The organism is Caldibacillus thermoamylovorans, from assembly GCF_000751775.1.
In the GTDB taxonomy this organism is placed as follows: Bacteria; Bacillota; Bacilli; order Bacillales; family Caldibacillaceae; genus Caldifermentibacillus; species Caldifermentibacillus hisashii.
Map to the genome: position 1 here is coordinate 1 of NZ_CCRF01000045.1, position 26846 is coordinate 26846.

At 36.7% G+C, this 26846-nt stretch carries 24 protein-coding genes; 21 read left to right on the forward strand and 3 right to left on the reverse strand.

Going from position 1 to position 26846, the window contains the following annotated elements; translation table 11 throughout:
- Window positions 1-435 precede the first annotated feature (435 nt).
- The 3 genes from BT1A1_RS07105 to coaD all read left to right on the forward strand — a co-directional run bounded on the left by BT1A1_RS07105 (window position 436) and on the right by coaD (window position 3352).
- Window positions 436-1851, forward strand: coding sequence for a hypothetical protein (locus BT1A1_RS07105; RefSeq protein ID WP_034769575.1), 1416 nt, complete (start codon window positions 436-438; stop codon window positions 1849-1851).
- Window positions 1852-2327: 476 nt separating this feature from the next.
- Window positions 2328-2864, forward strand: coding sequence for a 16S rRNA (guanine(966)-N(2))-methyltransferase RsmD (gene rsmD, locus BT1A1_RS07110; protein ID WP_231553308.1), 537 nt, complete (start codon window positions 2328-2330; stop codon window positions 2862-2864).
- Window positions 2864-3352, forward strand: a complete 489-nt coding sequence (gene coaD / locus BT1A1_RS07115) for a pantetheine-phosphate adenylyltransferase (protein ID WP_034769578.1) — start codon at window positions 2864-2866, stop codon at window positions 3350-3352. Before rsmD ends, coaD begins: the two co-directional genes overlap by 1 nt.
- A 125-nt stretch (window positions 3353-3477) precedes the next feature.
- On the opposite strand, the gene ylbJ is transcribed toward coaD, so the two are convergent.
- Window positions 3478-4683, reverse strand: a complete 1206-nt coding sequence (ylbJ, locus tag BT1A1_RS07120; protein WP_034769579.1) for a sporulation integral membrane protein YlbJ — start codon at window positions 4681-4683, stop codon at window positions 3478-3480.
- A gap of 311 nt (window positions 4684-4994) precedes the next feature.
- Here ylbJ and BT1A1_RS07125 point away from each other — a divergent pair, with 311 nt between their 5' ends.
- Together BT1A1_RS07125 and BT1A1_RS07130 are read left to right on the forward strand one after the other, a co-directional pair.
- The gene (locus BT1A1_RS07125) at window positions 4995-5783 is read left to right on the forward strand and encodes a patatin-like phospholipase family protein (RefSeq protein ID WP_034769580.1); all 789 of its coding nucleotides are present in this window, start codon (window positions 4995-4997) and stop codon (window positions 5781-5783) included.
- Complete coding sequence (locus BT1A1_RS07130; RefSeq protein ID WP_034769581.1) at window positions 5780-6799, forward strand: SepM family pheromone-processing serine protease; 1020 nt, start codon at window positions 5780-5782, stop codon at window positions 6797-6799. The genes BT1A1_RS07125 and BT1A1_RS07130 overlap by 4 nt, the downstream gene beginning before the upstream one ends.
- Before the next feature lie 81 nt (window positions 6800-6880).
- Here BT1A1_RS07130 and BT1A1_RS07135 read toward each other — a convergent pair whose 3' ends face one another.
- Window positions 6881-8083, reverse strand: a complete 1203-nt coding sequence (locus BT1A1_RS07135) for a nucleotidyltransferase (RefSeq protein WP_034769583.1) — start codon at window positions 8081-8083, stop codon at window positions 6881-6883.
- Window positions 8084-8340: 257 nt separating this feature from the next.
- Here BT1A1_RS07135 and BT1A1_RS07140 point away from each other — a divergent pair, with 257 nt between their 5' ends.
- From BT1A1_RS07140 to BT1A1_RS07150, 3 genes are all read left to right on the forward strand, one after another.
- Complete coding sequence (locus BT1A1_RS07140; RefSeq protein ID WP_231553309.1) at window positions 8341-8880, forward strand: YceD family protein; 540 nt, start codon at window positions 8341-8343, stop codon at window positions 8878-8880.
- 26 nt (window positions 8881-8906) lie between these two features.
- Window positions 8907-9080 carry a 50S ribosomal protein L32 gene (gene rpmF / locus BT1A1_RS07145; protein WP_034769587.1) on the forward strand — a complete coding sequence of 58 codons (174 nt, stop codon included), beginning with the start codon at window positions 8907-8909 and terminating at the stop codon, window positions 9078-9080.
- Window positions 9081-9265: 185 nt separating this feature from the next.
- A complete protein-coding gene (locus BT1A1_RS07150; protein ID WP_034769588.1) occupies window positions 9266-9886 on the forward strand; it encodes an RsfA family transcriptional regulator in 621 nt (206 codons plus the stop codon).
- Window positions 9887-9948: 62 nt separating this feature from the next.
- Here the strand turns inward: BT1A1_RS07150 and BT1A1_RS07155 are convergent, their stop codons facing one another.
- Window positions 9949-10428, reverse strand: coding sequence for an N-acetyltransferase (locus BT1A1_RS07155; protein ID WP_072012665.1), 480 nt, complete (start codon window positions 10426-10428; stop codon window positions 9949-9951).
- Between the two features lie 257 nt (window positions 10429-10685).
- Between BT1A1_RS07155 and BT1A1_RS07160 the strand changes: the two genes are divergently transcribed.
- The 13 genes from BT1A1_RS07160 to murG all read left to right on the forward strand — a co-directional run bounded on the left by BT1A1_RS07160 (window position 10686) and on the right by murG (window position 26754).
- Window positions 10686-11600, forward strand: coding sequence for a 2-dehydropantoate 2-reductase (locus BT1A1_RS07160; protein WP_081912298.1), 915 nt, complete (start codon window positions 10686-10688; stop codon window positions 11598-11600).
- Window positions 11601-11886: 286 nt separating this feature from the next.
- The gene (locus tag BT1A1_RS19655) at window positions 11887-12129 is read left to right on the forward strand and encodes a DUF3397 family protein (protein WP_419468900.1); all 243 of its coding nucleotides are present in this window, start codon (window positions 11887-11889) and stop codon (window positions 12127-12129) included.
- A gap of 36 nt (window positions 12130-12165) precedes the next feature.
- Window positions 12166-13785: a bacillithiol biosynthesis cysteine-adding enzyme BshC gene (gene bshC, locus BT1A1_RS07165; RefSeq protein WP_034769596.1), complete on the forward strand. Its 1620-nt coding sequence runs from the start codon at window positions 12166-12168 to the stop codon at window positions 13783-13785.
- Window positions 13786-13922: 137 nt separating this feature from the next.
- Window positions 13923-14354 carry a division/cell wall cluster transcriptional repressor MraZ gene (mraZ, locus tag BT1A1_RS07170; protein ID WP_034769598.1) on the forward strand — a complete coding sequence of 144 codons (432 nt, stop codon included), beginning with the start codon at window positions 13923-13925 and terminating at the stop codon, window positions 14352-14354.
- A 93-nt stretch (window positions 14355-14447) separates the two neighbouring features.
- Complete coding sequence (gene rsmH, locus BT1A1_RS07175) at window positions 14448-15386, forward strand: 16S rRNA (cytosine(1402)-N(4))-methyltransferase RsmH (RefSeq protein ID WP_034769601.1); 939 nt, start codon at window positions 14448-14450, stop codon at window positions 15384-15386.
- A gap of 15 nt (window positions 15387-15401) precedes the next feature.
- The gene (gene ftsL / locus BT1A1_RS07180; protein WP_034769603.1) at window positions 15402-15755 is read left to right on the forward strand and encodes a cell division protein FtsL; all 354 of its coding nucleotides are present in this window, start codon (window positions 15402-15404) and stop codon (window positions 15753-15755) included.
- On the forward strand, window positions 15752-17935 hold the full coding sequence (locus tag BT1A1_RS07185) for a penicillin-binding protein (protein ID WP_034769605.1): 2184 nt from the start codon (window positions 15752-15754) through the stop codon (window positions 17933-17935). The genes ftsL and BT1A1_RS07185 overlap by 4 nt, the downstream gene beginning before the upstream one ends.
- 151 nt (window positions 17936-18086) lie before the next feature.
- A complete protein-coding gene (locus BT1A1_RS07190) occupies window positions 18087-20000 on the forward strand; it encodes a stage V sporulation protein D (RefSeq protein ID WP_034769607.1) in 1914 nt (637 codons plus the stop codon).
- A 331-nt stretch (window positions 20001-20331) separates the two neighbouring features.
- Complete coding sequence (locus BT1A1_RS07195; protein WP_034769609.1) at window positions 20332-21840, forward strand: UDP-N-acetylmuramoyl-L-alanyl-D-glutamate--2,6-diaminopimelate ligase; 1509 nt, start codon at window positions 20332-20334, stop codon at window positions 21838-21840.
- A 17-nt stretch (window positions 21841-21857) separates the two neighbouring features.
- Window positions 21858-22832, forward strand: a complete 975-nt coding sequence (mraY, locus tag BT1A1_RS07200; RefSeq protein WP_034769852.1) for a phospho-N-acetylmuramoyl-pentapeptide-transferase — start codon at window positions 21858-21860, stop codon at window positions 22830-22832.
- Window positions 22833-24185: a UDP-N-acetylmuramoyl-L-alanine--D-glutamate ligase gene (gene murD / locus BT1A1_RS07205; protein WP_034769611.1), complete on the forward strand. Its 1353-nt coding sequence runs from the start codon at window positions 22833-22835 to the stop codon at window positions 24183-24185.
- Between the two features lie 138 nt (window positions 24186-24323).
- Window positions 24324-25424, forward strand: a complete 1101-nt coding sequence (gene spoVE, locus BT1A1_RS07210; protein ID WP_034769613.1) for a stage V sporulation protein E — start codon at window positions 24324-24326, stop codon at window positions 25422-25424.
- Between the two features lie 229 nt (window positions 25425-25653).
- Window positions 25654-26754, forward strand: a complete 1101-nt coding sequence (murG, locus tag BT1A1_RS07215) for an undecaprenyldiphospho-muramoylpentapeptide beta-N-acetylglucosaminyltransferase (protein ID WP_034769614.1) — start codon at window positions 25654-25656, stop codon at window positions 26752-26754.
- The last annotated feature ends 92 nt before the right edge of the window (window positions 26755-26846 follow it).

A 26846-nucleotide genomic window follows, 5' to 3' on the forward strand; every position in this document is an offset into this window, starting at 1 on the left:
AGTTTTATTGTCTAGCTACGAGCGCCAGCGACTGAGAAACTAACTCCCCTTTAATGTGCTCCTGCGCCATAGCCTATTCGAGGAAGCGGATGTTCAGCTCGTCGCAAAGCTTCATGAAGTATATCAAGGAAGATTACTCATGAAGTTCACTCTAGGAGTAGCTTCACTACGATAAGTCAACATCGGCTCGTCACTCGCCGTGTTTCCTTTTCCTTAGAAAAAGCTACTCGCTTTTTCTTCGTGCGATGCTTATTCAAGGAAGATTATTCAGAGTCCTCGAAAAAGCTAATCGCTTTTTCTTCGTGCGATGTCTATTCGAGGAAGCAAATCTGTTCTCATTGCGGGGCGCTCCAGTTTGTACGTCGCTAAGCGGGCGCTCTGCGCTTTTCTTACAAACTTCTTTTGTCTATTAAGATCAATGCCGGGGGATAATCAATGCCAATAAAGCATAAAACGAGATCGTTATTTATCATTATTTTAAGTTTAATCATCATTATACTAGCCGCCTTCCAATGGACAAAATTGAAAGAAGGAACGGATCAAGACGATCATTTATCAGTCAAACAGCAAATTGAAATTGTTCATGATTCCGGGAAATTAAAGATTAAACAGACCCTTCAAAATTTGAAAAACCATACTTATTTACTAAAATTACCTGAAGCAGGAGTTAATTTCACATTCCCGCATATGGAATTTTGGGATGAAACAAATAAAAGTATAGCTGTTCGGGATAACACTTTGACCGTTGAATATGAAATTAACACGAATCCGGATAATCAAGCTTTTTTGTTGGAAAATTGGATGGTACAAATAAGTGGTGTAGAAATAGTTAACACGATCGTGAAAATTAGTGAGCTGACAAATATGGCTGGAAGTTGGGCTGCGGGTGCACCAATGACTTATCATGAAGTACTTGATCAACTACAATATTATGTATTTGAAAGAAAAGGTGTTGATATTCCATTATATTGGCAAAAAGCACCGTTATTCTATACTTACATAGGAGAAAAGATTCCTTTATATACAGATAGAAAAACTGATCAAAATCTATTGACCAGTTCAATTGACTTAGGATTAAAGCATGATAAGGAGTTTCCCGCTGTTATTTTAACGGAGCAAATAAATCCACTACAGTCTGTCTCATTAATTATTGAAAATCCTGAGATTGATCAAAACTTATTATCTTCCATATGGGTGGAACAATTTTTGTTATCAAATTTTTGGGCAGGTAAGGATGAGGAAAAATGGGTGATGAATATTTTGGCTAAAATCATAACTGAACAACCACCGATTGATGAAGTGAAAGCACAAATTTATGCTGAACTTAAAAATAAATTGTCGAACAATGAAATTTCTATATTTATCTCATCCATTCTTCAAACCGATCAAAAGTTCACTTCTTTAGCTGAAATTGATCAATTATTAGGACGATTGAAGGGGCTAAAAACAAGCTTTTTTCAGGATATTGCAATTGAACAAACAGTGAGTCCTTTATATTTTTTTACTGATGAACCGATTTATGTGAGAAATCACAAGTTGGAGAATTATCGCGTGTATTGGATGGACGATGTTTATTATTTTCCAATTCGGCCAATCATAGAAAATTTAAATTATCAATTTGAACAGATATCTGAAGATGAAATTTTTATAACCAATGGGAAAACGACATTTCGTTTTTATGATAATAAAGACTTTTTTCTAATAAATGAGGAACAATATGGTTTGCTGACAATGAGCGATAAATTACCGTATCTAAAAATCAACAATGAATTTTATATACAAAAAGAGTTTTTTCGTAAAGTCTTTCGTATTGAAATCAATCATCAGAATAACCAATTTTTTATAAGGTAACATAAAGAAAACTCGGCGACTGCCGAGCCTTTAGGTGAGAGCAGAGCCGCAAGAGCACTTATGCGTTAGGAAAGTAGAAATTGAAAAATTTATACTTTCCTATTAGCTAAAAAATAACCCTGCAGTAAACTTCTGCAGGGCTCCTTCAAACTCTTCGTGAGTGAAGGCAAAGGGAGAGGAGAAACCGGAGGAAGAACTTATGGGGAAACGTAAGTCTTCTCCGCGGTTGGCAACAACATCTAACGTTTGATGTTGTCATTTACATTATGACCAAAATAGGATAACTTATACAAATTTTATAAAATATTCTTTTTATATATTGAGGATGGACCACCGGATTGGAACAACAGCTTCTTCAATGAAAGATAATGCTCGACATAGTATTTTTCGTCCATTTATGATAGGATGGATAACGTAAAATATTTGAACGATAAGGTGATCGTGTGCGAGTAATATCAGGCAGACAGAAGGGAAGAATGTTAAAGGCGGTCCCCGGTGAGTCAACGAGACCGACGACCGATAAAGTGAAAGAATCCGTTTTTAATATGATTGGACCATATTTTCAACAAGGATATGGACTTGATTTATTTGCCGGTAGTGGCGGGTTGGGGATAGAAGGAATTAGCAGAGGGTTAAGTAAAGTCATTTTTGTTGACCGTGATCCGAAAGCAATCCAAACCATCAAAAAGAATATTGATCTTTGTGGTTTCCAAGCAAATGCAGAAGTTTATAAAATCGATTGGAAAAGAGCTTTGAAAGCAATTATCCAGCGGAATATTCAGTTTAAAGTAATCTGGCTGGATCCGCCCTATCATAGCGATGGATATCTTGCAATATTGGAGATAATCAGTAAACACGAGCTTTTAGAAAAAAACGGTGTTGTTGTATGTGAGCATCGAAAAGAGCGGGAACTCCCGGCTACTGTACATTTGCTCGAAAAAAATAAAGAAGAACAATACGGTACGATCAGTATTTCGCTCTACCACAGGAAAGATGTTGAGGAGGAGAATTAATGGAACGAATTGCAGTTTGCCCGGGTAGTTTTGACCCGATTACAAACGGACATATTGATATTATTACCAGGGGATCATTTATATTTGACAAAATGTATGTTTGTGTATTAAATAACTCTGAAAAAACATCCACTTTATTCACAATCGATGAAAGACTTGAACTGATTCGAGAATCAACGAAAGATATTCCTAATATTATCGTTGATTCCTTTAACGGACTTTTAATAGACTATGCCAGAAGTGTTAATGCGAAAGTAATTCTCCGTGGATTAAGAGCCGTAACTGATTTTGAATATGAAATGAGAATTACCTCGATGAACCGAAAATTGGATCGGGATATTGATACATTTTTTATTATGACTGATAATAGTTATTCCTTTTTGAGTTCCAGTATCGTAAAAGAAGTGGCAAAATATGGTGGTGATGTGTCCGATCTCGTCCCACCAGTAGTCAATAAAGCACTTAAACATAAATTTTCAAAAAAATAATCAGATAAGAAACTTCAAGTTGGGTCGAAATATATAAATACCCTGTTGAAGTTTCTTTTTTAATAAAGCTTTTCCGGTTAGGAAAACGCATTATTGGGTCGTCCGAGTACGTAAGTTATGGAATGTTACCTGAATGCTCTTCTTCCGTAAATGACTACATAAATAAATAACGAGGCAATTGTGATTATGGGTCCGTATTCCGTAAAAAATTGTAAAATATGTAAATATACATCGTTGTCGAAATTTAAAAATACCGGCATTGAATTATTTTGTCCTGTTAAACCATTCTCATATACCGGTTTCCAAATAATGAACGTAATTAAAGAAGCAAATATACCTTGCAAAAGTCTGGCAAATAAAAAAGGAGAAAAACGAATGTCACTTTGGGATAATAGACTGGCTACTTGTGCTTGAATACTAAATCCACCGAATGCAAGCAGGAAACTGACGACAATCGCTTGTTGCAGTAGCTGGGCATTTTTTACTTCGCTAATTAATTGACTGCCGATTGTCATCTCAAATAATCCGGAAATAAATGGTATACTGAATGCTTCAGGTAAATGAAGGATTACAAACAATATTTTAATAATTGTTGCAAGAACATCAGTAATATTTGTTAATGACAATAATGTATTAATTACCGAAAATAAAATAATAAAACCGCCGATCATTAATAAGGTTTGTATGGAAGACGTTACTGCATCTCCTAATAATGTGCCAAAAGGTCTATTATCTTTTAATCTTGTTTCATGCATAGATTGGAATGCATTTTTCAAAGAAAAGAAGGTTTTTTCTTCCTTATTCCTCGTTTTGTCTCCTATCCCGTAATAGCGCATGACCAACCCGACGAAAATATTTGCGGCATAATGAGAAATGGCAAAAATAATGCCAAGATACGGATTTTGGAAAAAACCAACCGCCACTGCACCAAAAATAAACAGGGGATTTGCACAACTGGTAAATGCAACCAATCTTTCTGCTTCAATTTGGGTAATATTGCCCTCATTTCTCAAACGTACCGTAAATTTGGCTCCAGCAGGATTTCCGGAAGCCATTCCCATCGCCCAAACAAACCCCCCAATGCCCGGAACGCGAAAAATCGGTCTCATAAAGGGCTCTAACAGTACGCCCAAAAATTTCACTACACCAAATCCAATTAATAATTCAGCAATTATGAAAAATGGCAAGAGGGAAGGAAAAACGACTTCCCACCAAGTGTGTAATCCCTTTATGGATGCTTTTAAAGATTCTTTTGGATGAGAAATAAGTGCAACGGCTAAAAAAATGGCGGAGGAAGCGAAAAGTAATGTCTTTAGTCTTGAACGATTCATTAGTTTCCCTCCTTGAGTATAAAGCGGGCAACTTAGTTTCTTTATGAATAGCAAAAGTTTATATACAAAAATTATTAGGTCGAAAAATTCTCCTTATAAACATAAATTTTGTGATAAAATGAATGAATAAAATTGAATTTGTTGCCTGTCCATCCTTACTCCAATAATGTATGAATAACTGAGGAAAAAAAGAATAAAATTTTTGCTTTGTACCGGGTTGGTTTTTTCCCTAATTATTGTTCTATAGTAGGTGAATAACTCATAATATGTTGTTTATACAAATTCTTAATAGAAAAATTGGGGGATGAAAGATGGCAGAGCCGAAAATCGGTCTGGCATTAGGATCGGGCGGTGCCAGGGGTCTTGCCCATATTGGCGTCTTGAAGGTATTGGAGAGGGAAAACATTCCGATTTCGATGATTGCCGGGAGCAGCATTGGTTCATTGGTAGCGGCATTTTATGCATCAGGACAAAATATCGATACAATGGTACGTGTTTCTCAAAAATTTAAGCGAAAATATTTTATTGACTTTACAATACCAAAACTAGGTTTTATTGCAGGAAATCGAATAAAGGAATTCATCCGCGTGTTTACTTATCAAAAACGTATTGAAGACTTAAATTTACCCCTTGCCATTATTGCAACTGACCTCCATACCGGGGAGAAGGTTATATTTAGAACCGGCGATGTTGCGGAAGCAGTTCGTGCAAGTATTTCCATTCCTGGTATTTTTATCCCAGAAACGTACCAAGGACGTCTTTTAGTTGACGGCGGGGTAAGTGACCGGGTTCCGGTTTCGGTTGTAAAAGAAATGGGAGCAGATCTGGTCATTGCCGTTGATGTAGCAGGTTTAAAAAAAAATGCGGAAATTATAACCATTTATGACGTTATTTTACAAAGCATCGATATTATGCAAGTTGAATTGGCTGAAGCTCGTGCGCTACAATCGGATATTTACATTCGTCCGCCTGTTGAAAAATACAGTTCTTATGCATTTAGTGATATTGATGAATTGATCTTAAAAGGGGAGGAAGCAACAGAAAAAGTAATACCGAAAATCAAGCAGATGATTGGTATGTGGGAGGAGTCATACGAGTGAATAAAAAAACTAAGAAAATCAGTCTATTCATTTTACTAATCATTATTTTATTTATAAATTTTTATCCTTTACCATACTATGTAATACGTCCGGGGATGGCACAAGTTCTCGATGAAATTATCGATGTTCAAGGTGGATATGATGAAGAAGGGGAGTTTATGCTAACAACCGTTCGTATGGGGGAAGCAAACGTCATTTCCTACGTAATGGCAAAGATGAAAAAGTATTATTCGTTGGAACCAAAAAATGCCATCCGTTTAGAGAACGAGACAGATGAAGAATATCAAGTCCGTCAATCCTATTATATGGAAAATTCACAAGAAAACGCATTGCAAGTCGCTTTTCAGAAGGCGGGAAAAGAAGTCAATGTCACCATGAACGGTATTTATGTTTTAAGTGTACAAGAGGGGATGCCTGCTGATGGAATTTTGAAACCGGGTGATCGAATTGTTGCCATTGACCAACAAAATTTCGATTCATCTACAGGATTTACAAATTATATACAAGGAAAACAAGTTGGTGATGATATTTCCGTCACTTTTTTTCGGAATGGTGAAAAATTAACGAGAACCGTTGCAATTGCAGAATTGTCGGAAACAAAGAAACCTGGCATAGGAATTGTCTTAGTGGAAGACAAAAATGTAAAAACAAACCCCGAAGTAAAAATAAATACGGAACAGATTGGGGGACCATCTGCTGGTTTAATGTTTTCGCTGGAGATCTATAATCAATTAGTGAAAGAAGATATTACAAAAGGTTACCGTATTGCCGGCACAGGAATGATTTCTTCGGATGGAACAGTGGGTCCGATTGGCGGCATTGAGCAAAAAATTGTTGCTGCTGATCGGGAGGGAGCGGAGATCTTTTTTGCGCCAAATGAAAACGGGGCTAAAAATTCAAATTATGAAATGGCGAAAAAAACAGCCAAAGACATCGATACAAAAATGAAAATCGTTCCCGTTGATACAATTGACGATGCCTTAGCGTATTTAGAAAAACTTGAAGCAAAAAAATAATGTGGACCATTCAATCCAAGTTTAAGTTTTATATCGGATTTTTACAGGGATGGGGCTTACCATCCCTCCTGTTCTTGAAAGCTATTCAACAATAATCGGGAATTGTTTTTTCTCTTCTTCAATAATTTTTTGACCGTTGTTACCAAAAGCAAAGGAATAAGTTTGACTTATCTTTATGTCAAGTTGGACCGCTTTTCGCTCAGCCTGTGAAAGGTTTGAAATAATCGGGAGCGATATCCTTTCTTTTTTTTCTTTTAAATATTGTCTCCCCAGTTGATTAAAGCCGAGCACTCGTATATATTCAGGAAACTTGTTTCTCATTTTTTCCTTTTTCGTATTTGTTAAAATATGGACACAAGCCCTTTGTAGTCTTGTCCAAGTGTAACGCTTCGTTTTAATCTTTTCCATAAAATCTTTAAAACTGGTTGCCTCCTGTGCAAAACGAATAAGGCGATATTCCATCCCTTCTTCGACTTCATAAATGTCTTTTAATTCATTCGGCTCACTATGAGAAAACCGATATTTTAGAAATGGCCAAAAATTTTCCCAGAAGGCAAAGGTGTTATATTTTTTGTAAAAGGCTGATAATTCTTGGTAAGTTGTGTCAGGAATATGACTTTGAATGTGGTCAAGTGTTCTGTTTTCAGCCAATGTTTTTCGAATACTAGTTGCACTGGATATTTTTACCGATGACAACTGTTGATCATGGTAACCTGCATGAATTCGTTCAATGGTCATGGGGACGGTTTTACTTCCGATCTCTTGTAAAGCTTTTACATAGTGATAACCTAATATATTATTTGGTTTCGATAAATCCAGTAAGTCCCGGGATGGTGCTAACTGTTGAAAAGCAAGTGAAGCTGCTTTTGGATAACTTACTCCTTCGTTCATGAATTGTCTAATGAATCGATTATAATCTGATTCATGATTTGATATAAAATTAATCGTATTTGTAAACGTATCAATATTGCCCGATTCACTGCCGAAACAAATAAAATCAGCTTGCAAACTTGTTAAGAGATAAACAGCTCCTTCAGCAAATTTTTCGGCTTTTTGTGTACAAAAAGTATAGGGAAGTTCAATCACTAAGTCCACGCCGGCTTTTAAAGCCATATTCGTACGTGCCCATTTTGATACAAGAGCAGGTTCCCCCCGCTGTAAAAATTGTCCGCTCATTACGGCGATAACGACATCAGCATTTGTTTTCTTTCGTGTTTGTTGTAAGTGGTATAAATGTCCGTTGTGGAAAGGATTATATTCCACGATAATTCCTGCACTGATCATATGTCCTCCTTTTTATGTATTGTTCATTTTTTGACAGCATAAAGTGTATAAATTGGTTTTATTTTATTGTCTGGCTTCGGACATCCTGCTATTCTTATGTATCAAAATTGTTTTAAATGCAGAAACTAGATGAAAAAACCGGTGTCATGATACACTTATATTTATTATCAATAATATCCGGATTCAATGCAAGACTGTAAAGAAAAAATATTGACAAATGTTTTTTTGCAGGCTATAATAACCTTTGTTGCCTTGGGGTGATCGTATTGAAGTGGTCAATGATGCAATTACAAAAATTCCGAAATAAAGGGTTAACATTTAATGAAATGGTGAATCTGGAATCTTTAAAAAACAGAGATCCACAAATTCGTACCATTTCACCCATTCAAGTGTTTGGTACTGCGGAAATTGATTCAAAAAAAGTCACTTTTCACTTACATATTAAAGGTGAATTGGTTTTGCCGAGTACCCGTACACTTGAAGATGTCCAATTCCCTATTGATATTCAAAGTACGGAAATCTTTATGTACGAAACAGCTGAATACAATGAAGATTCCGAGTTAAATTTGCATATTATCCATGGGGAAATGATCGATTTAACGCCCGTAATTGAAGAATTAATTTTAGTTGAAATTCCCATGCAAGTATATAATGAAGAGGAAGATGTTTCTTCGTTATTCAGTTCTGGAAGAGATTGGGAATTTATTCAGGAAGCTGATCAGGAGAAACAGGAAAAAATAGATCCCCGTTTCGCAGAATTGGCAAAATTATTTAATCAAAAAAACTCAAACAAATGAATTCATCCTTTTAAGGAGGTGTAAATATGGCTGTACCATTTAGAAAAACTTCAAAAACAAGAAAACGTCTGCGCCGGACACATTATAAACTACAAGTTCCGGGTATGGTAGAATGCCCAAATTGTGGTGAAATGAAAAAAGCTCACCATGTTTGCCCAAAATGCGGAACTTATAAAGGGAAAGAAGTTATCGACGTTTAAGCCTAAAGAAAGAAGTTGCATATTTATGTAGCTTCTTTTTTTTTACCAAAATACCTCGTGTGGAAATTTCCCTCCGTTTGGACCTGCTTAATAGAATAATTAAGAAGTCTATCGTTTCTACTATGTGCATATATTATTACAAAAATATGTAATTTTATATTTCTGATACACGAGGAGGGTAAAAGATGACAACTGTTCGTCAAGATGCATGGACAAAAGATGAAGATTTACTTTTAGCGGAAGTTGTATTACGCCATATAAGGGAAGGTAGCACACAATTAAAAGCTTTTGAAGAAGTCGGAAAAAAATTGAGCAGAACTGCGGCTGCCTGTGGTTTTCGCTGGAATTCTTCAGTAAGGAAACAATATAAAACGGGAATTGAACTCGCAAAACGTCAGAGGAAAGAACTAAAGAAAAAGAGTCAGGATGTTTTTGATTCACATCAAGTGGATGGTGAGAAAAAAATAAAAGGCAATGAAGCTGAATTAAACGGGATATTCTCGATTGAGCAAGTCATTTCATTTTTACAACGATTAAAAGAAAAAGAGATACAATTTGATACATCTGTAGATGAATTAAAGAAGTATAAGGAAGAACGAGATGATTTAAGGAAGAAACTAAAAGCTACACAGGAAGAAAATGAAAAGATGAAGAAGGAAATTAATTCACTGAAAGATGATTACTTAGCATTATTATCAATCATGGAAAAAGCAAGGAAACTGGCTTTAAAGGATGAAAACCAAGAGGAAAAAATGAAATTCCAAATGGACATAAACGGAAACATTGATATGATAAAAGATAAATAATACGGAAGGGGAAATCCCTTCCATTCCTTTTGGATTCCAAGTTAATGAACCGAAGAAAACATTTAACTAATTTTGGCGAATTCCCCTGTTTCGCCGTTTGGAAGCCAAATCATTAGCGTACTGTTAGATTCGCCTTCTATTTTGTAGGAGACCGGAAAAAAACCATGTTTTTCCCAGAAATTTTTTGATTTTATCCTGGCAATTGTTTTTATTGGCAGTCCAAGACTTTTGGCGTAGGAAACGAGAGTTGATCCGAGCCCTTTCCTTTGATACTCCGGTAATACTTCAATTTTAGCCAGCTCTATATATTCTTGATCCGAACCAAAATACTGATTATTTTTCTCACATCGTTTATACAGGCTCATTCGGGCTACAAGTTTATTGCCATAATAAATACCATAAAAAGGTGACTCACAGTTATTTTCGATCATATTTGCTTGAAGATCTTCAAACATCGATAGTTGCTGAAGACCGTATTCCTTGAATACTTTAAATTCCTCCACTGTTTTGAAATTTATCTTTAAACGCTCCACTTGATACATGATTAATTCCCCCTTTGTTTGTAAAATATTTCTTTATAAATTATTATATAATAATAAATCAATAAATTCGAAGCAAAAAGTGTTATCGCTTACAAAATTTAAATTTTGAAAAGACCTTAATATATTTCATGCCCTTTGGCAGAGACTTTTGCGAATTAAATTAAAAGGCATATGTGACTGTTTATAGATGGTATGACTATTTTTAATATCTTTATTTTTATGTTTTTTTCGTGTCACCTGTGGCAGTTTCTGTTAATATGAATCTAGAATATAAGATAGGTGGCGGTTTTATGCGGATCGGGATTATCGGTGGCGGTGCAATCGGGCTGCTTTTTGCCTGTTATTTAAGTAAAAGCAATCAAGTGACACTGTATTGCAGAACAAATGAACAGGTGCGACTAATTAATAAATATGGAATTTATTTGAAACACCATGGAACTGTAGATAATTTCACAATAAAAGCGCAACCATCAGATGAAATTTCAGCTGAAGATCTTTTCATTATTGCTGTCAAACAATACCAACTGGAACAAATCGAAAGGGTATTCCATCATATTCCTTCTCAAACCCCGCTAATTTTTATTCAAAATGGAGTAGCTCATTTGAAGTTTATTGAAAATCTCTCACATGAGACTATTATCGTAGGGGTCGTCGAACATGGTGCACTAAAAGAGAAGACCAATTATGTTCATCACACCGGGGAGGGACTTACAAGACTGGCGATATTCCGTGGCAATGAACAGTTTGTTGGACCTATTATTCACAAGCTTAATACGATTCCCTTCCCTTTTATTTTTGAAAAAGATTATCTGGAAATGGTGTTTGGAAAATTGATTGTCAATGCCGTAATAAATCCACTGACGGCCATACTAAAAGCAAAAAACGGAGAATTAATGTTAAACAGCCATTATCTTCACTTAGTTCATCTTGTCCTTGATGAAGTGGTCAAGATTTTAGATATATCCGACCGTGAAAAGGTATTTATGCGGATTAAAACGATTTGTGAGAACACAGCGAGTAATCAATCATCGATGTTAAAAGATATTCTAAACCATCGTCAAACAGAAATTGACGGTATTATAGGCGGGCTTCTCAATATGGCAGAAACAAAAGACTTAAAGGTTCCTGTTTTACAATTTTTATATCATAGTATAAAAGGAATGGAGAGGTAAAATCAATTGGCTTCCCTTCTTTCAACGATCATTTCTGTATTTATATTATTGCCCGCTTTATTATTTATTGTTGTACTCAGTATCTTACTCTTATTGAGAAAACGGAGAAAAACAGCTTTTCAACAGGCAGCTGATATTTCAACGATCTTTTTTATACGTTAAGAATGTATAAATTTCCAGCAAAGAAGCGATTTCGACGTAGAGGGAAATTTTAAGAATTAAGTATAAGTGCTCTTGCGGCTCTGCCAACGCCTGAAGGCTCGGCAGTCGCCGAGTTTTCTTTATCCTGTCTGTTTATTTTCTTGCTATAATTATTTGGGATCGTTCATTGTTTTTCCCCCTTATTGTTTTTATGATATTATGTTTCATGTTATTTAGTTGGATTTATTGGAAAGAAAAGAGCAGATTTGATCTTACAAAAATTTTTCGCGGCTTTTGGCGATTAATGTTTTTAAGTTTCTTTCTCCTTTATGTTTGCTTAATGATGTATGGAATAATCACCAGTGCTTTTTTTTTACTGGGTCAGTAGAAACAACGAATGATTGAAAGGAAAGGAGATTGACATATGGAATTGCTTCAACTGCAACTTGACATAAAAAACAAGCTGGTTCATCGATACGTTCATTTTGGAGACCACTCGTTTTTTCACTATTCTTTTCGGAACAAAGATGACCTGGTCAAAAGATATAATGAATTAACGGAGCGAACTTTTCCGCGTAAGGCATTAGCCAATCATATCCGAGAATATATGAGTAAATTCTCAATGACAAAACAAATTGAGAGCAATTTACAAAAATTAGAAAACGAAAACAGTGTTGTTGTTATCGGCGGTCAACAGGCAGGTCTATTAACGGGTCCATTGTATTCTATTCATAAAATGATTTCTATCGTTTTATTGGCAAAACAACAAGAAACATTTCTTCAACAACCGGTTGTCCCGGTATTTTGGGTTGCCGGTGAAGACCATGATATTCAGGAAGTAAATCATGTATTTAAACTGGAAAAGCAGCGTCTCGTTAAATCAATATTTCCGCAAAAATTACCAAGTGAGAAACGAATGATATCCCGGATTGAATTCGATAAAGATCAAATGGAATCTTGGTATAAAAAGATTATCGCGTCTTTTGGAGAAACCGAACATACGAAAGGGATATTACAATTTTTATACGGTTGCTTGTCCAAATCTCATACATACACGGAGTTTTTTGTAAGTATTGTGAATGAACTATTTAAAAATTATGGACTTTTACTCATTGATTCGGCACATCCTGATTTAAGAAAAATCGAAAGTACCTATTTCCAACTTATGATTGAATATGGTGAACAAATAACGGATCGCCTTCTGTCCAAACAAGAAGAATTATTGGCTCAAGGGTTCAGTAAAACGATTGAGACAAAATCGTCCAGTCTGCAGCTGTTTCATGAAGAAAGGGAAGAACGAACATTATTACAATATGACCCGGGGAAAAATCTGATTATCGGGAGAAATATTGCTTTTACAAAAAGCGATTTGGTTAAAGCGGCCCGAGAAAATCCGGAAAAATTCAGCAATAATGTTGTGACGAGGCCGATCATGCAAGAATTTCTATTTCCGACAATTGCGTTTGTTGCCGGACCCGGCGAAATTGCCTATTGGGCGGAACTAAAATCATGTTTTGAGCTTTTTGGACTTAAAATTCCACCGGTTTTTCCAAGAATCAATATTTCCTTTTTAGAAAGAAATATTGAAAGTGATATAAATGATTTACATCTTTCAATAAAAAATATTTTATTGAATGGAACGGAACCGGAAAAACAAAAAACATTTAAGTCTTTACAAAATAACCAGATTGAGACACAATTAGAAATTTCAAGACAAGTCATTCGAGAACAATACGACAAGCTGGCAAATACCATCATTACGTATGATAAAGGGTTAGAAAAAATCATTCAAAAAAATGCTCAGTTTGTTCTCTCTCAATTGGAATTTTTAAAAAATAAAACCGATGAAACGATAATAAAAAAGCATGAATTGTTATTAGCAAAGTTTGATAGAATTAATGAGTTTCTCCATCCTTTTGACGGATTACAAGAACGATGTTGGAATGTTTTTTACTTTTTAAATCAACACGGGCTGGATTTCATCGATCGTTTACTGGAATTGCCGTTTACCTGTAACGGAAACCATTATCTTGTAAAATTATAGCTTAAAAAACTGCCTAAATATTTTAGGTAGTTTTTTTGTTTTATAAAAGGATTTTACAATTTACTGGCGAATTAAAAAAAGAGTGGAAGAAAGTGGGGGAATGTGGTAAATTGGTGGTATGAAGTGGAGGGATAGATATGTTCATGGGGGAATATCGCCATAATGTTGATACAAAAGGTAGATTAATCGTTCCGGCAAAATTCCGGGAATATCTCGGTGAAGTTTTTGTATTGACACGTGGCCTTGATCAATGTATTTTCGGGTACCCCATGACCGAATGGAAAGTAATCGAGGAAAAAATTAAATCCCTCCCTATGACAAAGAAAGATGCACGTGCATTTGCCCGCTTTTTCTTCTCCGGTGCCACGGAATGTGAGATTGATAAACAAGGTCGGGTGAATATCCCCACTCCATTACTCCAATATGGAAAAATTGAAAAAGAATGCGTGGTAATTGGTGTATCCAACCGAATTGAAATTTGGAACCAACATATTTGGGAAGAATATTTTAATCAATCAGAGGAATCTTTTGCAGACATTGCAGAGAATTTGATTGATATTGATTTATAAATGGGAACAATATGTAAATGCTATTGTGTCTGCCAAACATAATGAAGGTTAGGAAAAAAACATATGTCCTAAAACAGGAAGGTAGGAGACATCATGTTTCAACATACGACAGTCCTTTTACGAGAAGCTGTTGAGGGTCTAAATATTAAGCCGGACGGAATCTATGTCGATTGTACACTTGGCGGTGCCGGGCATACGGAAGAAATTTTAAAACGATTATCAGAAAAGGGCAAAGTTTACGCTTTTGACCAGGATCTGACAGCTGTTGAAAATGCGAAAAAGAAACTTGCTATCTATGGGAATCGATTAGAAATTATTCACCGAAATTTTGCTCATTTAAAAGAGGAATTACATATTCGAAATGTGTTTCAAGTGGATGGTATTTTATATGATCTCGGCGTATCATCACCGCAATTAGACGAACCCGACCGTGGATTTAGCTACCATCATGATGCACTTTTAGATATGCGGATGGATCAACATTCCCCCATTTCTGCAAAAGAAGTTGTGAATGAATGGCCTTACGAAAAACTGGTAAAAATTTTTTTTAAATATGGAGAAGAGAAGTTTTCCAAGCAAATTGCCCGAAATATTGAACGTTTCCGTGAAAAACAGACGATTGAAACAACGGGACAACTTGTGGAAATTATCAAGGAATCGATACCTCTTCCGGCAAGAAGGAAGGGTGGACATCCGGCCAAACGGATTTTTCAAGCGATTCGGATTGCCGTGAATGATGAATTAAATAGTTTTGAAAAATCACTGGAGCAAAGTATTGAGCTTTTAAAAGTCGGCGGCAGAACGGCAGTCATCACTTTTCACTCTTTGGAAGACCGCATAACCAAAACTATTTTTAAAAAATATGCAACGATACCGGATTTGCCATCCGGATTACCTATAATTCCCGATGAATATCAACCTGTTTTAAAAGTGATAACGCGAAAACCAATCGTACCGTCTGAAGAAGAACTTATTCGAAATAATCGAGCACGTTCGGCAAAACTGAGAATTGCTGAAAAAATAAAAGACTGATTAGGAGGCGTACCTATGAGTAATTTGGCGAAAAAATATCAATCGGTAGAAATTCAACAACCAAAAACATTAGCAAAACCGAAAGTGAAAAAAAACCTGTTCACAAAAGGCGAGAAAGTATTGTACATACTTTTTGCAACTGTCGTTTGTTTTTTTTCTGTAAAAATCGTGTCAAACCAAGCACATATTTATCAAGTAAATAAAGAAATTCAGCAGGTAGAAGCGACGATTGAAAAACAGGAAAAAGTAACGGAAGATTTGAAGGCTCAAATGAATGAGTACAGCAATTATAAGAGGGTTATGCAAGAAGCAAAGGAACAAGGCTTAAAAAATAATGCAGATAACGTAAAGGTTGTTCCGGGGAAATGAAAAAAAGACCTAGTATGAATAAAAGAGGACTAGTATTATTTATTGGATTTAGTTTTCTGTTATTTTCTTTAACATACAGATTTTTTGTTATTCAACTGACCGGACAAGTTGAAGGGAAATCGTTAAAGGTGTATGCTGAGGAAAAATATACAAAGCAAAGAACTTTACAAGCTTCCCGCGGTGATATTGTGGATCGAACCGGAGAACCGTTGGCAACTGATACGATTACTTATAAATTGGTCGCAATTTTAGACCCTTCCGTTACTCCGGATAACGCAAAAACGCCGAATCATGTCGTTGATCCGGAAAAAACGGCAAAGGAATTGGCAAAATATATTCCAATGGAAGAATCGGAAATATATAAACAGTTGACAAAAGACCTGTTTCAAGTGGAATTTGGTGCAGCCGGAAAAAACTTAACCAATGAAGTAAAATCGAAAATTGAAGCATTAAAACTTCCCGGTATTACTTTTATTCGCGAGTCAAAACGAGCTTATCCAAATGGAGATTTTGCTTCCCATCTACTCGGATTTACCAATTATCAAAATAACAAGAATGGTAGCAAAACATTGGTTGGACAAATGGGCTTGGAAAAAAGTTTAGATGAGTATTTACAAGGTAAAGACGGGAAGATTACTTACAAAAGTGACAGTTGGGGATATATATTACCTTCAGCTGCAACGAAAATAACTGAACCTAAAAATGGTGACACAGTATATGTAACGATAGACAAAAAAATTCAAACGTTTTTGGAAGACGCGATGAATGATGTACAAACGGAATATAATCCAAAAAATATAATGGGAATTGTTGCCGATGCTAAAACCGGAGCAATACTTGCCATGTCACAACGACCGACATTTGATCCGAACACGAGAGAAGGTGTTGAAAATAATTGGCATAACGTAATTGTGGAAAATGCCTATGAACCCGGATCAACGATGAAAGTAGTTACACTGGCATCAAGCATTGAGGAAGGGGTATGGAATCCGAATGAGGCCTATCAATCCGGTTCATTTTCCGTAGAAGGGGCACCGGCCATTCATGACCATAATAAAGTAGGCTGGGGACCAATTTCGTACTTAGAAGGGATTCAGCGTTCATCAAACGTTGCAGTTGCGAATCTTGTTAAAAAAATGGGAACAGATACGTTCAGAAATTATTTGGATAAATTTAAATTTGGACAAACAACCGGAATTGAATTGCCCAGTGAAGCAACTGGAACAATTCAATATCAATGGGAACGTGACCGCTATTCAACTGCCTATGGGCAAGCTACCAGTGTGACCGCCCTACAAATGATTCAAGCGATGACCGCTATTACTAATGAAGGGAAAATGATGCGTCCCTATTTAGTAGAGAAAATAGTGGATAACAACGGGAAAACCGTAAAAGGATCGAATATGGGTGAAGTCGGTACGCCGATTTCTGCTGATACAGCCAAACAAGTGATTGATGTCCTAGAGTCTACGGTAACGAGCGATATCGGTACAGGGAAAGGTTTTCGTATTGATGGTTATCGTGTTGCCGGAAAAACAGGGACTGCGCAAATTTACGAAAAAGAAAAAGGCTATTTAACCGGTTGGGATAACTATTTATTTTCTTTTATCGGATTTGCACCGGCTGATAATCCGGAGTTGATCGTCTATGTCCTTGTTCAACAACCTAACTTGGACGATGAAAGTTTTGAAAGTGGATCTGAACCGGTATCGAAAATATTTAATCCGGTTATGAAAAATAGTTTACAATATTTAAGAATCAAACCAGATGAGTCAGTAGAAAAAGCAAAAGTAATAAATGTTCCGGACTATTCATCGAAAAATACAGGCGAGGTCGTAGCAAAATTGTCGTCGCTTGGTTTGGTACCGGTTGTCCTCGGTGATGGTGCCAACGTCCAAAAGATATATCCGGGTGTCGGGACAAAATTGTTGAACGGTGAGCGCATTATTGTTGTTACGGATGGACAGTGGAAGATGCCGGATATTCATAATTGGTCGTTGAGTGATGTGATGAAACTTGTTCATGCAACAAATATGCAGTTTTCTTTTGAAGGGAATGGGTTTGTAACATCACAAAATCTTGATCCCGATACGGTTATTACAAAAGAGAGTAATTTACAAATCACATTACAGCCGGCAGTTAATAACAGCGGGGAAGAGACAAATCAAACAGATGAATAAAATACAAGATAGGGATTGTTCAATTTGCAGATGCAAACTCGGACAATCCTTTTCTTTTTGAAATTAACCCCTAGCTCATTGTTCCAATTGTTCTATTGTAGATTGGACATGCATATAAATAAAACAGGCCTTGAAAGGAGGTTTGTTTTATTTGCGCAGAGTATCTCATGTGACGGTAAGAAAACGGCTGGCATTTGTCCTTCTTGCTGGATTTTTTGTTTTTCTTGTTTTAATCTTCCGACTTGGGTTTATTCAATTTGCTTTAAGTGATATGTTAACAGAGCGGGCGAAAAACTCTTGGAACCGGGAAATCCCGTTCGAACCAAAACGTGGGGAAATCGTTGATCGAAATGGAGTTGCCCTTGCCACAAATATAAGTGCTCCGACGGTTTATGTAGTACCGAGGCAAATCAAAAACCCGGCTGACACTGCGGAAAAATTGGCAAATATTCTAAACGCAAATGTACAGGATGTTTATCAGCAAATCACAAAAAAATCAAGTATGGAACGATTAAAATCCGGGCGAAAAATTACCAATGAAAAAGCGAAAGAAGTCGAAAACTTAAATTTACCCGGGGTCTATATAGCGGAAGATTCAAAACGATACTATCCTTTTGGCGACTATTTATCTCATGTGCTTGGTTTTACAGGAATAGACAATCAAGGATTAACAGGATTGGAACTTTCTTATGATAAAGAATTATCCGGTGCAAAAGGCTCTGTGCAGTTTTATTCAACAGCAAAGGGCGAACGGATGAAAAATATGCCTGATGAATTTCAAGAACCTGTCAATGGATATAATCTTGTTCTCACAATTGATTCACAAATCCAGACGATTATGGAGCGGGAATTGGATAATGCCGAGGCAAAATATAATCCTGATGGACTCCTTGCCATTGCGATGAATCCAAATAATGGTGAGATTTTAGGTATGGCATCCAGACCGAATTTTGATCCATCCGATTTTCAAAACGTTGCCCCGGAAATATATAATCGAAATATTCCGATTTGGAGTACTTACGAACCGGGTTCTACCTTCAAAATAATTACGCTTGCTGCCGCACTGGAAGAAGGAAAAGTCAATCTTGAGAAGGATCGGTTTTACGATTCAGGACATGTGGAAGTCGGAGGTACGCAACTGCATTGTTGGAAAAGGGGCGGGCATGGCTCTCAAACCTTTTTAGAGGTTGTTCAAAACTCTTGCAACCCGGGATTTATTGAAATGGGTCAACGATTAGGAAAGGATACTTTGTTTAAATATATCCATAATTTCGGGTTCGGACAAAAAACCGGTATCGACCTAGAGGGAGAAGGTACGGGAATTCTGTTTCCTTTGGATAAAGTTGGTCCTGTTGAATTAGCAACCACGGCATTTGGACAAGGGGTTTCCGTTACGCCTATTCAGCAAGTTGCTGCTGTCTCAGCGGCGATAAACGGAGGTACTTTATATCAGCCGTATGTGGCAAAACAATTGGTTGATTCGCAAACCAATGAGGTTGTCATGAAGAAAAGCCCGGTGGCAAAAAGAAAAGTCATTTCCGAAAAGACTTCCGAGCAGATTCGCTATGCATTGGAAAGCGTTGTTGCACAAGGAAGCGGGAAAAAAGCATTTATTGAAGGGTACCGAGTTGGCGGGAAGACCGGTACTGCACAGAAGGCACAAGGTGGTCGATATTTAGAAAATAATTATATTCTCTCTTTTATTGGTTTTGCACCGGCGGATGATCCGCAAATCGTCGTTTATGTAGCCGTGGATAATCCAAAAAATGCTATCCAATTTGGCGGTCAGGTAGCCGCTCCCATCGTCGGCAATATTATTGAAGATAGCATGCGTGTGCTCGGTGTAGAGCAAAGGAAAAATCAGTTGGAAAAGAAAGTAACTTGGCTAGATACACCGATGATCGAAGTCCCTAATTTAGTTGGCTTGGAAAAGAACGAAATTGTTAATCAACTGTTCAATTTGAAACTTGATATTAGCGGTGAAGGTGATAAAATTGTGAAACAGGCTCCGGATCCCGGTACAAAAGTAGAAGAAGGCTCGACTATAAGAATATATTTGGAATAAAATAGATGAATGAGACAGAAAAAAGACGCTCTTGCTAAAAGAACGTCTTTTTTCATACGTAAGGATAAATTTTCCAACAGTGAAGCTCAGTTGTTTGTTAGCAAAAATTTTAAGAATAAAAATAACTAAGGCCAACATAAATAGAATATATTGAAAGTACAATGGTTATGATGGATAATCATAAATTTTTGTTTCTAAAGATTTCTCTTGTTTTAAAAAGAGACGTAGAAAAAGAGAACAGATTCATGTAAAATGAATGATGGTATTTTTACAGTTCAAGCAATTGCTTTTAATAGGAAATAATGTTTTCTACTTAGAAGGAGATGTTTTAATGAAATTACATACATTATTAACTCATCTGCCATTTGTAAAACAGATGAATGGTGAAGATAATCCAGACATTTTAGCTATCGAACAAGATACGAGAAAAGTGAAAGAAGGGACCTTATTTATTTGCATTGAAGGATCAAGATTTGATGGACACGAGTTTGCTCACGAAGCTATTGAAAAAGGTGCGGTTGCCATTCTTTCAAATCGGAAATTAGCGGTGAATGTACCAAATATTATTGTTCCCGATACAAATAGAGCAATGGCGATTTTAGCCGATGCTTTTTATCAACATCCTACTCATGAACTATTTCTCGTCGGGATAACAGGAACGAACGGGAAAACATCTGTCAGTCATTTAGTTGATCATATATTTCGTGCAGCCAATAAAAAAACCGGGCTCATTGGCACTCTGTATTCGAAATTTGGAAACAAGACGACCGAAACGAAAAATACAACCCCGGACAGTTTGACATTGCAGAAAACATTTCGACAAATGTTGAATGAACATGTGGAAGCGGTCAGTATGGAAGTCTCTTCTCATGCATTAGTTCAAGGTCGGGCTCGGGGCTGTGATTTTGATATTGCTGTATTTACAAATTTGACACAAGATCATTTGGATTACCATAAAACGATGGAAGAATATAAGAAAGCAAAAAGTTTATTGTTTTCTCAACTTGGTAATACCTACTATGAAAACAGAAAAAAGTATGCAGTATTAAATGCGGACGATTCAACGACAGAAGAATATATGAAAATGACCTCTGCCCACATCATTACATACGGAATGAAAAATGCCTGTGATGTTCGTGCAGAGAATGTAAATTTTACAGGTCAAGGGACAACTTTCCATTTAATAACACCGAAAGGAAACAGGCAAGTTACGACGAAATTGATTGGTATTTTTAATGTTTATAATGTACTTGCAGCAGTTTCGGTTGGTTTAGCAGCAGGTATAAATATAGACACAATGATTAACAGTCTATCCAGTTTTGCCGGGGTTCCCGGACGGTTTGAATTGGTTCAAGCCGGACAGAAGTTTCCGGTCATTGTTGATTATGCTCACACACCGGATAGTTTGGAAAACGTCCTGAAAACAGTCACTTCTTTGCCTCATTCACGCATTTTTGTTGTTGTTGGTTGCGGCGGGGACCGCGATCATGGGAAGCGACCATTAATGGCACGAATCGCATGTACATATGCCTCAGATGCCATTTTTACATCAGACAATCCAAGATCCGAGGACCCGATGGCCATATTAAATGATATGGAAAAAGGTGTAAGTGGACTTTCTTACAAAGTAATTCCTGACAGAAAAGAGGCGATTCATTACGCGATTGAACAGGCTAATGACGGGGATGTCGTCTTAATTGCAGGAAAAGGACACGAAACCTATCAAATTATCGGAGACAAGGTGATTGATTTTGATGATCGACAAATTGCCAAAAAGTGCATAACAGAAAAGTATAAAAAATTTCAAACAACGAAACGAAATACAGATTTTGATCAATAGAAAGGGAGGACGTAATGTTGTTGGAACAAGTCATTTTATATACAATTATTTTAGCATTTTTAATTACTGTCTTCCTTTCACCTTTGTTTATTCCATTTTTGAAAAGATTGAAATTTGGACAAAGCATTCGGGAAGAAGGGCCAAAATCGCACCAAAAAAAATCGGGAACACCAACGATGGGCGGAATTATGATTTTACTCTCCATCATTGTAACGACCATCTTTATGACAAACCAATTTTCAAACATGACGGTAGAAACGTATCTTCTTCTATTGGTGACAATCGGTTTTGGGATTCTCGGATTTTTGGATGATTTTATTAAAGTAGTAATGAAAAGAAATCTTGGACTGACATCGAAGCAAAAATTATTTGGGCAAATCATTATTGCGGCAGTCTTTTATGTTATTTATCACTCCTATGGAATGCCAACAACAATCACGATTCCGGTTGTCAATTATTCGATTGAGTTGGGCTGGTTATACGTTTTATTTATCATTTTTTGGCTTGTCGGGTTTTCCAATGCGGTCAATTTAACGGATGGCCTCGATGGGTTGTTATCAGGAACGGCAGCGATTGCCTTTGGAGCGTATGCGGTTTTGGCGTGGTATCAGGATCAATTTGATATTGCCATATTCGGTGTCGCTGTTGTTGGGGCTGTATTAGGATTTCTCGTCTTTAACGCACACCCTGCAAAAGTGTTTATGGGTGATACCGGTTCTTTAGCTTTAGGTGGTGCGATTGCAACCATGTCCATTTTAACGAATTTAGAATTATTACTCGTCATTATAGGCGGAATTTTCGTCATTGAAACTTTATCTGTTATCATTCAAGTTGTTTCGTTTAAAACAACAGGAAAACGGGTATTCCGGATGAGCCCTTTGCATCACCATTATGAATTATCAGGCTGGAGTGAATGGCGTGTTGTCGTTACCTTTTGGACCGTCGGATTATTATTTGCAGCTTTAGGAATTTATATCGAGGTGTGGTTATAATTGAAAAACATAACGGCGTATAAAAACAAAAAGATTTTAGTGTTAGGACTGGCAAAAAGCGGCGCAAGTAGTGCAAGTCTTTTGCACGAATTAGGTGCAATTGTCACTGTTAACGATCGAAAACCTTTTTCGGAAAATCCCGAAGCACAAACCTTACTGGAAAAAGGGATAAAAGTGATTTGTGGGGAACATCCGAAAGATCTTCTCGATGAAGGATTTGAATTGATTGTAAAAAATCCGGGAATCCCTTATCGAAATGAATTGATCCAAGATGCAATGAAACGGGGGATACCGGTAATTACGGAAGTTGAATTAGCTTATCAAATCTCTGAAGCGAGATTTATCGGTATTACCGGAACAAACGGTAAAACGACAACAACTACATTAATTTTTGAAATGCTGAATCAAGGTAATAAAAATCCGCTTATTGCTGGAAATATTGGTACGGTCGCTTCGGATGTTGCGAGGATTGCGACAGAGAAAAATATTATTGTGACAGAATTATCTTCCTTTCAACTGATGGGAATCGTTCATTTTCGTCCGCGCATCGCTGTGATTACAAATATATATGAGGCACATCTTGATTTTCATGGGTCAAGAGAACAGTATATAAACGCAAAAAAGAATATATTAAAAAACCAGACGAAAACTGATTTTGCCATTTTAAACTTTGATCAAGAAGAAGGTAGGCAAATAGCGAAAGAAGCAAAGGGAACCGTCATTCCGTTTTCAAAAGAGAAATATTTGCCGGAAGGGGCATCGCTTAAAGATGGGTTTATTTATTTCCAAGGGGAAAAAGTGATTGATTATCAAAAAGTTGTTCTTCCCGGAAAGCATAATCTTGAAAATATTTTGGCCAGTGTTGCCAGTGCAAAATTAATGGGTGTCGCAAATGAGCATATTGAGCAAGTGCTAACAACTTTTCGCGGTGTCGAACATCGGTTGCAATTTGTCAAAGAAATTAATGGCCGAGTTTTTTATAATGACTCGAAAGCAACGAATACGTTAGCGACAAAATCTGCCCTTTCCGCTTTCAACCGTCCGATTATTTTACTGGCAGGCGGGCTTGATCGTGGGAATGATTTTGATGACCTCATTCCATCACTGAAAAATGTTAAGGCACTAATTACCTTTGGCCAAACAAAGGAAAAATTAGTTCAAACCGGCAAAAAAGCAGGGATAGAAAAGATTTTTATCGTCGATAATGTACAAGAGGCTGTCCCTTTAAGTTACGCCTTATCGGAAAATGGTGATGTCATTCTTTTATCACCGGCATGTGCCAGTTGGGATCAATATAAAAGTTTTGAAGTAAGAGGAGACATTTTTATGGGGGCGGTGCATAAGTTAGTATAGAGGCTGTATAAGATGGACAAGGAGGAAAAATCGACAAGATGCTAGAAGCAAGAGCTTTAAAATATCATTTGCTTCCAACTGTGTTACTTTTCTTCCTTTGTGTACAGGCTCTAATCCGTGTTAATGAGGTGACCTGCTTTGCCAGTGAAAAAAACAACTCCGGACTTTATTTTAGTCATCGTGATATTAGCTCTTTTATCACTTGGCTTGATTATGGTGTATAGTGCAAGTGCGGTTTGGGCCGATTACCGATTTGATGATTCGTTTTATTTTGCGAAAAGGCAGTTGCTTTTTGCTATTATCGGTTTGATTGCTATGTTTTTTATCATGAATATTGATTATTGGACTTGGCGATCCTGGTCGAAAGTCATATTGATCACTTGTTTTGTCCTGTTAATCGCCGTTTTAATTCCGGGAATAGGGAATGTCCGTAACGGTTCCCGAAGCTGGATTGGCGTCGGGGCATTTTCTATTCAGCCGTCGGAATTTATGAAACTGGCGATGATTATATACCTTGCAAAATTTTTATCGGAAAATCAAAAAAATATTACTTCTTTTAAGAAAGGTTTAGTACCAAGTCTCGGTTTAGTTTTTACCGCTTTTGCGCTGATTATGCTTCAACCTGATCTGGGTACGGGCACCGTTATGGTAGGAACTTGCCTCATTATGATTTTTGTCAGCGGTGCTCGCATTGCTCATTTTATCGGGCTGGGTTTAATTGGTTTAGCAGGTTTTGTCGGGTTAATTGCGGCAGCACCTTATCGAATAAAACGAATTACGGCTTTTCTTGATCCGTGGGAAGACCCTTTAGGAAGCGGATTTCAAACCATTCAATCTCTATATGCGATCGGGCCGGGGGGGTTGTTCGGTCTTGGACTGGGACAAAGTAGACAAAAGTTCTTTTACTTACCGGAACCGCAAACGGATTTTATCTTTGCCATTTTAGCGGAAGAACTCGGCTTTATTGGCGGGGCATTTGTCTTATTGCTTTTTGCCTTATTATTATGGAGAGGAATTCGTACAGCCTTAAATGCACCTGATTTATACGGCAGCTTTCTCGCTGTTGGAATCATCTCTATGGTTGCTTTTCAAGTGATGATTAATATAGGTGTTGTCATTAATCTAATACCTGTAACAGGTATTACTTTACCATTTTTCAGCTACGGCGGTTCTTCTCTAACGTTAATGCTGATGGCGATGGGAATTTTACTAAATATTAGCCGCTACAGTCGAATATAGCTTTCATTTCTGAGCAATTAGAAATGAAAAACTTTTTTCAGATACAGGGGAAATCGAAATTTTTGATTTCCTCTTTTTTCATTTGTTTCTTTTGTCATAAAATCATAAAATGGTAATACATGAGTTTCATATTCATAAAAAGCTGTTTACATTTTTAATACATTTCCCCGAAACTGGTTGAAATGGTGTAAGATAAATTTCACAAAGAATGAGCATGAGGTGAACATCGATGAGAATCGTTATAAGTGGTGGAGGAACTGGAGGACATATATATCCTGCACTTGCTTTCATTAAAACAGCAATTTCCGAAGATCCAAATACACAAGTTTTATATATCGGTACGAAAAAAGGTTTAGAGAACAAAATTGTGACGAGAAATCACATTCCTTTTGAAACAATTGATATTACCGGCTTTAAAAGAAAGTTATCGTTTGAAAATGTGAAGACAATTATCCGCTTTATTAAAGGAGTTCATAAAAGCAAAAAACTGCTGAAACAATTTAATCCCGATATTGTCATTGGTACAGGCGGTTACGTATGCGGACCGGTTGTTTATGCCGCCCACCAATTGAAAATCCCTTCCATTATCCATGAACAAAATAGCATCCCGGGATTAACAAATAAATTTTTAAGTAAATATGTTGATAAAATTGCCATCTCTTTCAAAGAAGCTGAACAATATTTTCCAAGCGATAAAGTGGTTTTAACCGGGAATCCTCGTGCTACCGAAGTATTAGGGCACGATGGGATTAAAGGAAGACAGTCGGCAGGTTTGTCATTAACAAAGAAAACAGTATTAATATTTAGCGGATCCAGGGGAGCAAGGCCAATTAATGAAGCCGTCGTATCGGTTATCAATGATTTTGCGATTAGGGACTATCAAGTGCTTTACGTTACCGGGGAAATCCATTTTGAATCGGTTAAAGAGAAAATTGCCCATGCCGGAAATCCTGATAATGTTAAAGTTGTTCCATTTATACATAATATGCCGGAAGTTCTAGCCGGTGTTGATTTAGTCGTATCCCGAGCCGGAGCAACATCAATTGCCGAGTTTACCAGTATTGGCTTGCCGAGTATATTGATTCCAAGTCCGTACGTAACGAATAATCATCAAGAAAAAAATGCAATAAGTTTGCGAGAAGCCGGGGCAGCAACAGTGATTTTAGAGAAGGAATTAACGGGTAAAAAACTATTAGAGGCAATTGATCAAATTTTAACCGATAAAAATAAGTTGGAAAGAATGAAAAAAAATTCGAAAAAAATAGGAATTCAAGATGCAAGTAATCGTCTTTACCGATTATGTACAGCTGTAATAAACAATAAACAGTAAATCTACTTTTTCGGTAAATTGAATTCTTAATTTTTACTTCCTAATTTATTTTGATTCCGATAAAATATGAATAGTAACCTCTTTTACAGGTG

What these genes read in the sequence shown, in the direction of transcription:
- BT1A1_RS07105 (WP_034769575.1), top strand. Translation starts at nt 436, where the DNA reads ATGCCAATAAAGCATAAAACGAGATCGTTATTTATCATTATTTTAAGT.
- rsmD (WP_231553308.1), top strand. Translation starts at nt 2,328, where the DNA reads ATGTTAAAGGCGGTCCCCGGTGAGTCAACGAGACCGACGACCGATAAA.
- coaD (WP_034769578.1), top strand. Translation starts at nt 2,864, where the DNA reads ATGGAACGAATTGCAGTTTGCCCGGGTAGTTTTGACCCGATTACAAAC.
- ylbJ (WP_034769579.1), bottom strand. Translation starts at nt 4,683, where the DNA reads ATGAATCGTTCAAGACTAAAGACATTACTTTTCGCTTCCTCCGCCATT.
- BT1A1_RS07125 (WP_034769580.1), top strand. Translation starts at nt 4,995, where the DNA reads ATGGCAGAGCCGAAAATCGGTCTGGCATTAGGATCGGGCGGTGCCAGG.
- BT1A1_RS07135 (WP_034769583.1), bottom strand. Translation starts at nt 8,083, where the DNA reads ATGATCAGTGCAGGAATTATCGTGGAATATAATCCTTTCCACAACGGA.
- rpmF (WP_034769587.1), top strand. Translation starts at nt 8,907, where the DNA reads ATGGCTGTACCATTTAGAAAAACTTCAAAAACAAGAAAACGTCTGCGC.
- BT1A1_RS07150 (WP_034769588.1), top strand. Translation starts at nt 9,266, where the DNA reads ATGACAACTGTTCGTCAAGATGCATGGACAAAAGATGAAGATTTACTT.
- BT1A1_RS07155 (WP_072012665.1), bottom strand. Translation starts at nt 10,428, where the DNA reads ATGTATCAAGTGGAGCGTTTAAAGATAAATTTCAAAACAGTGGAGGAA.
- BT1A1_RS07160 (WP_081912298.1), top strand. Translation starts at nt 10,686, where the DNA reads ATGAATCTAGAATATAAGATAGGTGGCGGTTTTATGCGGATCGGGATT.
- bshC (WP_034769596.1), top strand. Translation starts at nt 12,166, where the DNA reads ATGGAATTGCTTCAACTGCAACTTGACATAAAAAACAAGCTGGTTCAT.
- mraZ (WP_034769598.1), top strand. Translation starts at nt 13,923, where the DNA reads ATGTTCATGGGGGAATATCGCCATAATGTTGATACAAAAGGTAGATTA.
- rsmH (WP_034769601.1), top strand. Translation starts at nt 14,448, where the DNA reads ATGTTTCAACATACGACAGTCCTTTTACGAGAAGCTGTTGAGGGTCTA.
- ftsL (WP_034769603.1), top strand. Translation starts at nt 15,402, where the DNA reads ATGAGTAATTTGGCGAAAAAATATCAATCGGTAGAAATTCAACAACCA.
- BT1A1_RS07185 (WP_034769605.1), top strand. Translation starts at nt 15,752, where the DNA reads ATGAAAAAAAGACCTAGTATGAATAAAAGAGGACTAGTATTATTTATT.
- BT1A1_RS07195 (WP_034769609.1), top strand. Translation starts at nt 20,332, where the DNA reads ATGAAATTACATACATTATTAACTCATCTGCCATTTGTAAAACAGATG.
- murG (WP_034769614.1), top strand. Translation starts at nt 25,654, where the DNA reads ATGAGAATCGTTATAAGTGGTGGAGGAACTGGAGGACATATATATCCT.